Genomic DNA, 9,384 nt, shown 5'->3' with positions numbered 1-9,384 from the left:
ACTTTTTTAACATCATCAATTGAAACGCCACTTTTATCTAAAGCAGTTTGCATGGCTTTAGGTACATTGGTTAAGGCAAATTCGTAAATTTTACGCCCGTGCATTTTAATGTAACGAACATCTTTGTCTTTGCTTTTATCGTTTGAATTTCCGAAGAATAAATAATAGGCTTCATCTTTTGTAAAAGTTTGTGAAGCATGACTTAAAATTCCACTGTCATTTTTATCGGTAGCTTCAACAATACAAGCACCTGCGCCATCACTATAAATCATAGAGTCTCGATCATTGATGTCAACGACTCTCGATAAGGTTTCACCACCAATGACTAAACACTTTTTTGCGATACCAGCTTTGATAAAAGCTTGTGCTTGAATGACACCTTCAACCCAACCAGGGCAACCAAATAAAATGTCGTAAGCAACACAATTTGGGTTCTCAATTTGTAGTAAATATTTTACACGAGTAGCTAAACTAGGTAGGATATCACTTTGAATAGCGTCTTTTTTTACATCCCCAAAATTATGTGCAAAAATAATGTAATCTAATTCCTCTGGATTAATTTCAGCATCTTCAATAGCTTTTTTTGCAGCAAAATAGCCTAAATCAGAAGCTTTGTACTCGTCTTTTGCATAACGGCGTTCTTCAATACCCGTAATGGATTTGAATTTTTCAATAATTATAGGGTTAGGATTATCAAATGAGGTTCCATCTGCATTTAAAAATACATGATTGTTAAAGTTAGCATTCTCCTTTTTGATAGATGGAATGAACGAACCTGTTCCTGTAATTACTGAGTGTTTCATTGAAATAAATGATTTTTTTAGGTTGAGTAATTACAAATAAAGCATTTTTATTGAGGATAACCCTTTTATGAAGAGGCTATTTTAAAGATTTGTTAGATTCTTAAAAAATGGAGTTTAAATTGTTTTTTTAGGAATTAGGAAACGTCTTTTTTGTGATTTTGATGTCTGGAAACTTTATAAATAAGAACTATCAAAGGAAAATGGTAGTAACGAAAGTAACGATTCTGTTTTTACAATTTGTCCAACTTCTCCCATAAATAGGATTTCAATTGGTTGTTTTTGGTTGATTTCATATTCTGATAAGGTTTGTCGACAAGCACCACAAGGACCGACAGGTTTATCAACTGTTGAGTTTTCAGAAGCAGCGGTAATGGCTATTTTTTTTACTTTCATATTCGGATACTCAGAACCTGCTTTCCAAATAGCCACACGTTCGGCACACATACCTGAAGGATACGCTGCACTTTCTTGATTGTTTCCTAAAATGATCTCTCCATTGTCGAGCAATAAAGCAGCACCAACATTAAATTTTGAATAAGGAGCATAGGCTTTTTGTCTGGCTTCAACTGCTTTTTCTAATAAGAAAGCATCTTCGGTTGACAATTGAGAGATATCATCAAACAACGTAGCGGAGGTGGTTATAGTAATTTTCTTCATAATGAATAAATTAGTCAAAAAAAGCAGTCGGGTAGACTGCTTTTGTATGTTTTACGAATGTATAAAAAAAATACGAATTTTAGTAAACTTCATAAAGCTCTCCTAAATCAAAAGAAAGTGAAAAGCGTAAGGTGTTTTCTAAAGGATTATTAACCTCAGATGTATTAATTAAATACGATAAATCAATATTAAATGCTTTGGTGGCAAAACCAGTACCTAATGTAAAATACTGGCGTTGGCCTTTTTCTGGACTCTCATGAAAATACCCAGCTCTCATTGCAAAAGAATTATTGTATAGGTATTCAGCTCCTAAAGCCCAAGTGGTTTCTTGTAATTCTTCCTCAAAGCTTCTATCACCTAATGAAGTAAACATTCCTTCAAACCACCCTCTATCCGAATTAGGATTAGAAGGAACTAATAGTTTTGTGAATTCTAAATTCAATCCGAAGATATTCATATCATCAAAAATAAAATCGAATCCACCACCAATTTTAGCGTTTGTAGGGATAAAATTTGGTACTCCAGGAGTGTATTCTACTTTAGGTCCAATGTTAGCAATGTTAAATCCTAATCGATAACGACCATTAAAACTTCCGTAGTTTGCTTCTTTTGATTGGTAATACCCAGAAACATCTACTGCAAAAGAGTTAACAGATTCTATGCTAGAATCATTACTTCTAATTTTATAATTAGAATGCACGTATTTAAGACCAATACCCATAGAGAAGGTTTCACTCAGTTTTAACGAGTAAATTCCTGTAATAGCTAGTTCGTTTGGTTTTTCTGTACCGTTAGAAACACCTCCTAGGTCATATAAAGCTACTTCTCCTAAAGAAAAATATTTCAAGTCTATTCCCCAAGCAGATTTTTCGCTGTATCTGTTTACATAAGAACCACCACCTACAAAAATATCATCAGTAAGGTTTCTAAGCCATGGGGTGTAGTTAACACCAAGGCTAATTCTATTTTGATTAAAAGCAGTTTTTGCAGGGTTGTGAAAAATTGCAAAAGCATCTGAAGATGTTGCAACACCAATGTCTCCCATACCACCAGCGCGAGCATCGGGTGTAATCAATAAAAACGGCATTGCCGTTGTGTTTATTGACGTTTCATTTTGGGCCTGTACTTTGTTTTGAAGGGTAAAGCACACAAAAAATAATACGATCGATAATTTTTTCATGTAAAATTTGATTAATTGTTTAGCAAATATATAACTTTAATTGAAGGATTATCGGGGCTGTAATAGGAAACTTACGTATTTCTAATTACTTTAATTCTGTAGTACATTAACGACAAGATAAAGAATATATTATATAAGGTGTTTTAATTTGTCTTTTTTTAGAATGTGAGAAATAATGAAGTTAAACAACCTTTATTTTAATCTTTTTCTTAGATTCGTAATACTAAAGTTTTAAATACATCGTTTGTAATCTAGCAAGGCTAAGGTTGCGAAAAAAGAATTTGTGACTAAATTAGTTGTAAGAAATTAGAAATATTGTAAATTGCGACACCCTTAAAAAACAGTTTAAAATACATGAAAAGTACGTTAAAATTATTTAGTTTATTAGCGATCACCGGCTTGCTGATTACTTCTTGTAAGAGTAATGGAGGTAGCGGTTCAAGTAAGTCCTCTCTAACTGGTTGGAACTTTAACGATCCTAGTTATGGTGGTTATTTAAAAGGGAAGTACAAAGAAGGTAAAAATGTTCCCCCAGGAATGGTTCATATTGAAGGTGGTACCTTTACTATGGGACTAGTACAAGACGACGTAATGTTTGATTGGAATACGACGCCTCAAAAAATGCACGTACGTTCTTTTTATATGGATGAAGTAGAGGTAACCAATGCAGAATATGGTTTGTTTATGCAATATACCAAAGATGTATTTCCTCCAGAAGACCCACAATTTAAAGATATTTATCCTTCAATTTTACCGGATACTTTAGTTTGGAGAAAAGGTTTAGGAAACACAAACTTATTATCTGAAAGTTATTTACGTCACCCATCGTATGCAGAATATCCTGTGGTTGGGGTTAGCTGGATTCAAGCTAATAAATACTGTAAGTGGCGTACCAATGCATTGAACTTGAAAATTTTAATGGATAAAGGGGTGATTAAAAACATCTTTAAAGACGATTCATTAAGCTTCAGAGGACAAAATAATTTTGATACGGATACATATTTAACAGATCCGTATGCAATTTTCGATGGTGATTCTACTATCTATAAAAAAGGTATTCCTGTACCAAGAGTTAAAGGAGAGCCAAAACCAGCGAAGGGATCGTTTACAGGAAGACAAGTAACTTCTTCTGATGGTATTTTAGCTCAGAAATTCAGACTTCCTACGGAAGTTGAATGGGAATATGCTGCAAAAGCTATTTTTGAAAACCGTGAGTATAACAACATTAGAGGTAGAAAAAAATATGCTTGGAGTGGAAAATATACACGTGATAGAGATAAGCGTAGAAGAGGAGATCAGTTAGCTAACTTTAAGCAAGGAAAAGGAGACTATAGTGGTATTGCTGGATGGAGTAGTGATGGTTCTGATATTCCTAACGCAGTAAGAAGTTACCCTCCAAACGCATTCGGTTTATACGATATGTCTGGTAACGTTGCTGAGTGGGTTGAAGATGTATACAGACCAATTATCGATTCAGAAGCAAATGACTTCAACTATTTTAGAGGAAATATCTTTACGAAGAAGTTAATTAACGAAGAAGGTAAAGTTGTAATCGTTGGAGATGGAGAAGTAGAGTATGATACTTTAGAAAATGGAAGAATCGTTCCTAAAGACTTACCAGGAAGTGTGAAGTATATTCCAATTACTAAGGAAGATACTTACATGAGAAGAAACTATAATTTAGCGAATAACTCTAGTTTAGGAGATGGAGATCAAGCTTCTTCTAAGTTCTACGGATTAGATAAAGATCAACTAGATCGTTCTTCTAGAATGTATAACTCTCCTCAAAAACCAGAAGCAGAAGTAGATTCTTTAGGAAATGCTATTGAGAATTACAAATATGACGATAAGAGAAGAACTACGTTGATTAGTGATAAGTCTAGAGTGTACAAAGGAGGTTCTTGGGCTGATAGAGAATATTGGTTAGATCCTGCCCAAAGAAGATATTTCCCAGAATATATGGCAACTAACTACATCGGATTTAGATGTGCTACTGACAAAATGGGACCAATGGTGTTAAACAAAAGAAAGACCGCAACACCAGATAAAATAAAATAAGTACAGTTTTAATTATAGAAAAAACCTCATTGAATCTCAATGAGGTTTTTTTATTTTTACAATATGAAGATAGAAGACTTATACCAGTTATATAGCATTCATGGGTTGGTTGATACTGATACCAGAAATATTAGACAAAACACGATGTTCTTTGCCTTGAAAGGAGAGAATTTTAATGGAAATAAATTTGCTGAAGAAGCATTAGCAAACGGAGCGAGTTACACTGTAGTTGATGAAGCTGCATACAACACTTCTGAAAAAACCATTCTGGTAGACGATGTTTTAGAAACACTTCAAAAATTGGCGAATTACCATCGTAATCAATTAGGGTTGCCTATTATCGCGTTGACAGGAAGTAACGGTAAAACAACAACCAAAGAACTAATCAATGCGGTACTTTCAACAAAGTATAAAACGACAGCTACCGTAGGAAATTTGAACAATCATATTGGTGTTCCATTGACTCTATTGTCAATGAACAGAGATACTGAAATTGGTATTGTAGAAATGGGAGCGAATCATCATAAAGAAATTGCTTTTCTATCAGAAATCGCAGCACCAGATTACGGATATATAACTAATTTTGGAAGCGCACATTTAGAAGGTTTTGGTTCGCTAGAAGGTGTGGTAAAAGCAAAATCTGAGTTGTATGACTATCTTAGAAAGCATAATAAAAAAGTAATCGTCAATCCTAACGATGCTAAACAGATAGAGCGTACCAAAGGTATGGATAGTGTATGGTTTAGCGACGATATTAAGTATTTAGATGCAGATCCGTTAGTCCGATTTTCGTATCAAAATAAAACAATAGCAAGTAATTTAATAGGAGCATATAATTTTGCAAATATTTCAGCAGCTATTACGATAGGTAACTATTTTGAGGTTACTTCAGAACAGATTAAACAAGCAATTGAAAGTTATATTCCGTCAAATAACAGATCGCAAGTTATAAAGACAGAGAGTAACACCATAATTTTAGATGCGTATAATGCGAATCCAACTAGTATGAAAGCTGCTTTAGAAAGTTTTAAAGCACTAAAAGCTACCCATAAAACAATTATTATAGGCGATATGTTTGAATTGGGAGCCTATAGTTCAACAGAGCATCAAAATATTGCAGATATAACTAAAGAATTTAATTTCAACAACGTATTCTTAGTAGGAGAAAACTTTTACCAAACCACTACTGACTTCAAAAAGTTCAAAACTTTTTCAGAGTTAGCAGAGTATTTGAAATTTAACCCTATAAATAAGAGTACAATTTTAGTAAAAGGATCAAGAGGAATGGCTCTCGAAAGAGTAGTTGAGTTTTGTTAAAAGCTGTTGTTTCTATGAAATTCTACTAAGTTATCAATAGGACGTTGGATAACTTCAGTGATAACTAGCTTATTTTTTGTAGCCACTTTTTCTAAGATGTCTCTGAAATAGTAGGCAACAGAACCAATAAAATAAATTGGGGTTTTTGAGTCTTTTTCAAAAGGAAGTATTCTGTAGAAAAAAAAGTCTTGAAATCCTTTTTTTATCATTCTTCTGATGTATTTTTCTTCTTTATATTCAAACATAAATCGAGCAAATGAAGCTAAATACATGTTTGGGTTGGGTTTCCTGTACAAGTTCATTTTTACGATATCCGTATCTAATTCAAAAGAAGTTTCAAATGCTGTGGCTATTTTTTTAGGCATTTTTTTGTAGTAATAATCACGAAGGAGTTGCTTTCCGAAGTAATTACCACTAGCTTCATCCATTAGTGTGTAGCCAAGCGAAGGAGCAGTAGTAATCATTTCTTTTCCATCAAAATAACAACTATTAGAACCTGTTCCTAAAATACAAACTATACCAGGGTTGTTTCCAGAACTAGCGTAAACAGCAGCTAGCGTGTCCTCAGAAATAAAAACGGTAGCTTTCTCAAAAATGGATTTCAAAACTTGTTGTAAATTTTCCGCAGCTTTGGGGCTACCACAACCGGCTCCATAGAAATGAATTTGTTGCACTTCGTTTTGTATTGAAAGTAATTCTTCTGTACTGTTAATCGTACGGAGCATTTCTTCTTTTGTTAATACAGAAGGGTTCAAGCCTAAAGAAGTAGTTCTAAAAACTTCTTTTTTGTCATTGTTAAGCGTAATCCAATCGGCTTTTGTAGAGCCGCCATCAGCAATTAAAATCATATTATTCGTCTGTTACAGCCCAAAGATATAGCATCATAATGAGATGACAGCAATTAATTTTATCTTGAACTAAAAAAGGAATGGGTTTTGATACTACATGATATACATTATTCGTTTATTTTTGTAGTTAAATAGATATTTTTGCCTTATGATGTTTTTTTTCAAGAAAAAGGAACTTCCATTACATGAAGTTTTCCCAGATGGTTTTGTAGATATTCACTCACATTTGTTGCCTGGAATAGATGATGGAGCTAAAGATTTAGAGAATTCAATTTCGTTAATTTCTAAGATGTATTCTTACGGAATTAAAAACTTTATAACTACGCCTCACGTTTTGGGTGATGTGTATCCAAATTCTTCTGAAACGATAAAGAGCAAGCTAGAAGAGGTAAGAATTGAGTTGAAAAAGCAAGGATTTGGTGATGTGAATATAAATGCAGCTGCTGAATATATGATGGATGAACGTTTTGTAGAACGATTAAAAGCAGATGATATTTTAACATTAAAAGATAATTATATATTAGTTGAAATGTCTTACTTCAATGCTCCGTATAACTTATATGACATCTTGTTCGAAATTCAGCTAAAAGGCTATAAACCTGTTTTAGCACATCCAGAACGCTATAATTTTTATCATGGCGATTTTCAGAACTTTTATAAATTAAAAAAAGCTGGTTGTGTTTTTCAATTGAATTTATTGTCGTTAACGGAACAATATGGAAAAGGCGTACAAAAAACAGCTCAGAAGTTATTAAGCGAGAATATGTATGATTTTGTAGGGACAGATACGCATCATCATAATCATTTAAAGCTTTTACAAAAAATAGGGAATGTGAAAACAAAAAATCAAATAGAACATTTATTAAATAACAATAAAAAGTTTATACAAAAAAAGGAAGCTATTTAAGCTTCCTTTTTTATTTGTCATTAGAAATTAACTAAATATTTTTTTATACCAAGGTTTATTGTCTTCTTCGTTTGCACCGTAACCGTAGCCATAACCATAACCGTAACCATATCCATAACCACGTTTTAAGTCTGTGTCATTTAAGATGATTGCTAGGTTAGGTAATTTTTTATCTTTATATAAGGTTTGCGGAACAATTAACATTCGTTTGTCTAAATAATTAGCTCTAGCTACATACATAACAAGATCTGAGTACTTAGCAATTAATAAAGTGTCTGTAACCAGGCTAACAGGCGCAGTATCTATAATTACATAATCGTAATCTGCTTCTAACTCAGCGAATAAACGTTCTACCTTTTCAGTCATTAGCAGTTCAGCTGGGTTAGGAGGGATAGCTCCTGAAGAGATAATATCTAAATTAGGGATTTCATCAATAGAAAACTTTAATGAATCTATCGTAATACTATCATCTGTAATATAATTTGTAACACCTTTTCTTTCAGGAAGCTCTAAATACTCAATAATTTTAGGAGCTCTTAAGTCTAATCCGGCAAGTACAACTTTTTTTCCAGACAAAGATAGAGAAGCAGCCAAGTTGATAGAAGTAAACGATTTACCTTCTCCACTAGTGGTAGAGGTTACAAAAATTACTTTACCTTTATTTTCATCTTTACTAGAAAGCATAAAATCAAGGTTCGTTCTTATTAATCTGAAAGCTTCAGCAGTGCCAGAACGAGCACTAGAGTTGATAACAATCTTTTCCTTTGTTTCAGAATGTGGGATATCTCCTAAGAAAGGTATTGAGGTTAAATCTGCAATATCTTTTCTTGTATGAACTTTTGTATCTAATAAATCCCTTAAGTAAATAATAATGAAAGGAATAATTAAGCCCAGTAATAATGCGGCTAAATAAATAATTTTTTTCTTAGGACTCACAGGAATATCAGAACCGTAAGCTTTATCAATAATTTTTGCATTAGGAACCGCAGTAGCAGTTAAAGAAATAGCTGTTTCTTCTTTTTTCTTTAATAAGTAAGAATATAAACCTGCAATAATTTCTTTTTGTCTAGCGATATCTAAAAACTCTCTTTCTTTTGTAGGGATAGAAGAAATTTTAGTGTCAAATCGGTTAGCTTCACGCTGCAAGCTACCTACTTTTATTTGTAAAGATCTAACAGTATTTTCAAGACTTCTTTTTAAAGAACTTCTTAAACTAGCTAGGTTTTCTTGAACATTTATTAATACTGTGTTTTTAGAACCAGCACTTTTCTCTAAACGTTTTAGTTGAGTCATTAACTGGTTGTACTCATTTATAGAACTTCCAATATTTGAGTCTGATAAACCTAAGTTGGCAGGTAAATAATCATTGTTGTCTAACTCTTTGTTTAAAGATTTTGCTAGGCTTAATTCTGTAGATGCTTCAATTAATTTTTTGCGATTTTCTGTATTAGTTTGCAAAGCTAATTGAGCTTCAGATTCGATATCAGTTATGTTATTTTTATCTTTAAAAGTTTTAACATTATCATCAAGTCTTCCTAGTTCAGAAGCTACATTACTTAGACGTTCAGAAATAAAACTATTTGTTTTTTCTGAAACTTCTTTTTTATCATTAAT

General features: G+C 32.8%; 8 protein-coding genes. 3 read left to right on the top strand and 5 right to left on the bottom strand.

Features of this window, described 5'->3' with window-relative positions:
* The 3 genes from OU788_RS11000 to porV form a co-directional block, all read right to left on the bottom strand.
* Positions 1 to 803, bottom strand: an 803-nt coding sequence (locus OU788_RS11000; RefSeq protein ID WP_274635214.1) for a 3-oxoacyl-ACP synthase III family protein, incomplete at its 3' end; no start/stop codon positions are given.
* Positions 804 to 977: 174 nt separating this feature from the next.
* Complete coding sequence (cdd, locus tag OU788_RS10995) at positions 978 to 1,460, bottom strand: cytidine deaminase (protein WP_274635213.1); 483 nt, start codon at positions 1,458 to 1,460, stop codon at positions 978 to 980.
* A 79-nt stretch (positions 1,461 to 1,539) separates the two neighbouring features.
* Positions 1,540 to 2,640: a type IX secretion system outer membrane channel protein PorV gene (gene porV / locus OU788_RS10990; protein ID WP_274635212.1), complete on the bottom strand. Its 1,101-nt coding sequence runs from the start codon at positions 2,638 to 2,640 to the stop codon at positions 1,540 to 1,542.
* Between the two features lie 354 nt (positions 2,641 to 2,994).
* Here porV and gldJ point away from each other — a divergent pair, with 354 nt between their 5' ends.
* Together gldJ and OU788_RS10980 are read left to right on the top strand one after the other, a co-directional pair.
* A complete protein-coding gene (gene gldJ / locus OU788_RS10985; RefSeq protein WP_274635211.1) occupies positions 2,995 to 4,698 on the top strand; it encodes a gliding motility lipoprotein GldJ in 1,704 nt (567 codons plus the stop codon).
* Positions 4,699 to 4,761: 63 nt separating this feature from the next.
* On the top strand, positions 4,762 to 6,015 hold the full coding sequence (locus OU788_RS10980) for a UDP-N-acetylmuramoyl-tripeptide--D-alanyl-D-alanine ligase (protein ID WP_274635210.1): 1,254 nt from the start codon (positions 4,762 to 4,764) through the stop codon (positions 6,013 to 6,015).
* Here the strand turns inward: OU788_RS10980 and OU788_RS10975 are convergent.
* Positions 6,012 to 6,863, bottom strand: a complete 852-nt coding sequence (locus OU788_RS10975) for an N-acetylglucosamine kinase (protein ID WP_274635209.1) — start codon at positions 6,861 to 6,863, stop codon at positions 6,012 to 6,014. The two genes, OU788_RS10980 and OU788_RS10975, sit on opposite strands and share 4 nt — an antisense overlap.
* Positions 6,864 to 7,011: 148 nt before the next feature.
* Between OU788_RS10975 and OU788_RS10970 the strand changes: the two genes are divergently transcribed.
* The gene (locus OU788_RS10970) at positions 7,012 to 7,770 is read left to right on the top strand and encodes a tyrosine-protein phosphatase (RefSeq protein WP_274635208.1); all 759 of its coding nucleotides are present in this window, start codon (positions 7,012 to 7,014) and stop codon (positions 7,768 to 7,770) included.
* Between the two features lie 27 nt (positions 7,771 to 7,797).
* Here the strand turns inward: OU788_RS10970 and OU788_RS10965 are convergent.
* A partial coding sequence (locus OU788_RS10965) for an exopolysaccharide transport family protein (protein ID WP_274635207.1) occupies positions 7,798 to 9,384 on the bottom strand: 1,587 nt, incomplete at its 5' end.

It is taken from the genome of Tenacibaculum sp. L6 (assembly GCF_028823685.1).
Lineage (GTDB): Bacteria > Bacteroidota > Bacteroidia > Flavobacteriales > Flavobacteriaceae > Polaribacter.
Note: the sequence above shows the minus strand (reverse complement) of the source record. Positions and strands in the feature narration are given on the sequence as shown.

What these genes read in the sequence shown, in the direction of transcription:
- cdd (WP_274635213.1), bottom strand. Translation starts at nt 1,460, where the DNA reads ATGAAGAAAATTACTATAACCACCTCCGCTACGTTGTTTGATGATATC.
- porV (WP_274635212.1), bottom strand. Translation starts at nt 2,640, where the DNA reads ATGAAAAAATTATCGATCGTATTATTTTTTGTGTGCTTTACCCTTCAA.
- gldJ (WP_274635211.1), top strand. Translation starts at nt 2,995, where the DNA reads ATGAAAAGTACGTTAAAATTATTTAGTTTATTAGCGATCACCGGCTTG.
- OU788_RS10980 (WP_274635210.1), top strand. Translation starts at nt 4,762, where the DNA reads ATGAAGATAGAAGACTTATACCAGTTATATAGCATTCATGGGTTGGTT.
- OU788_RS10975 (WP_274635209.1), bottom strand. Translation starts at nt 6,863, where the DNA reads ATGATTTTAATTGCTGATGGCGGCTCTACAAAAGCCGATTGGATTACG.
- OU788_RS10970 (WP_274635208.1), top strand. Translation starts at nt 7,012, where the DNA reads ATGATGTTTTTTTTCAAGAAAAAGGAACTTCCATTACATGAAGTTTTC.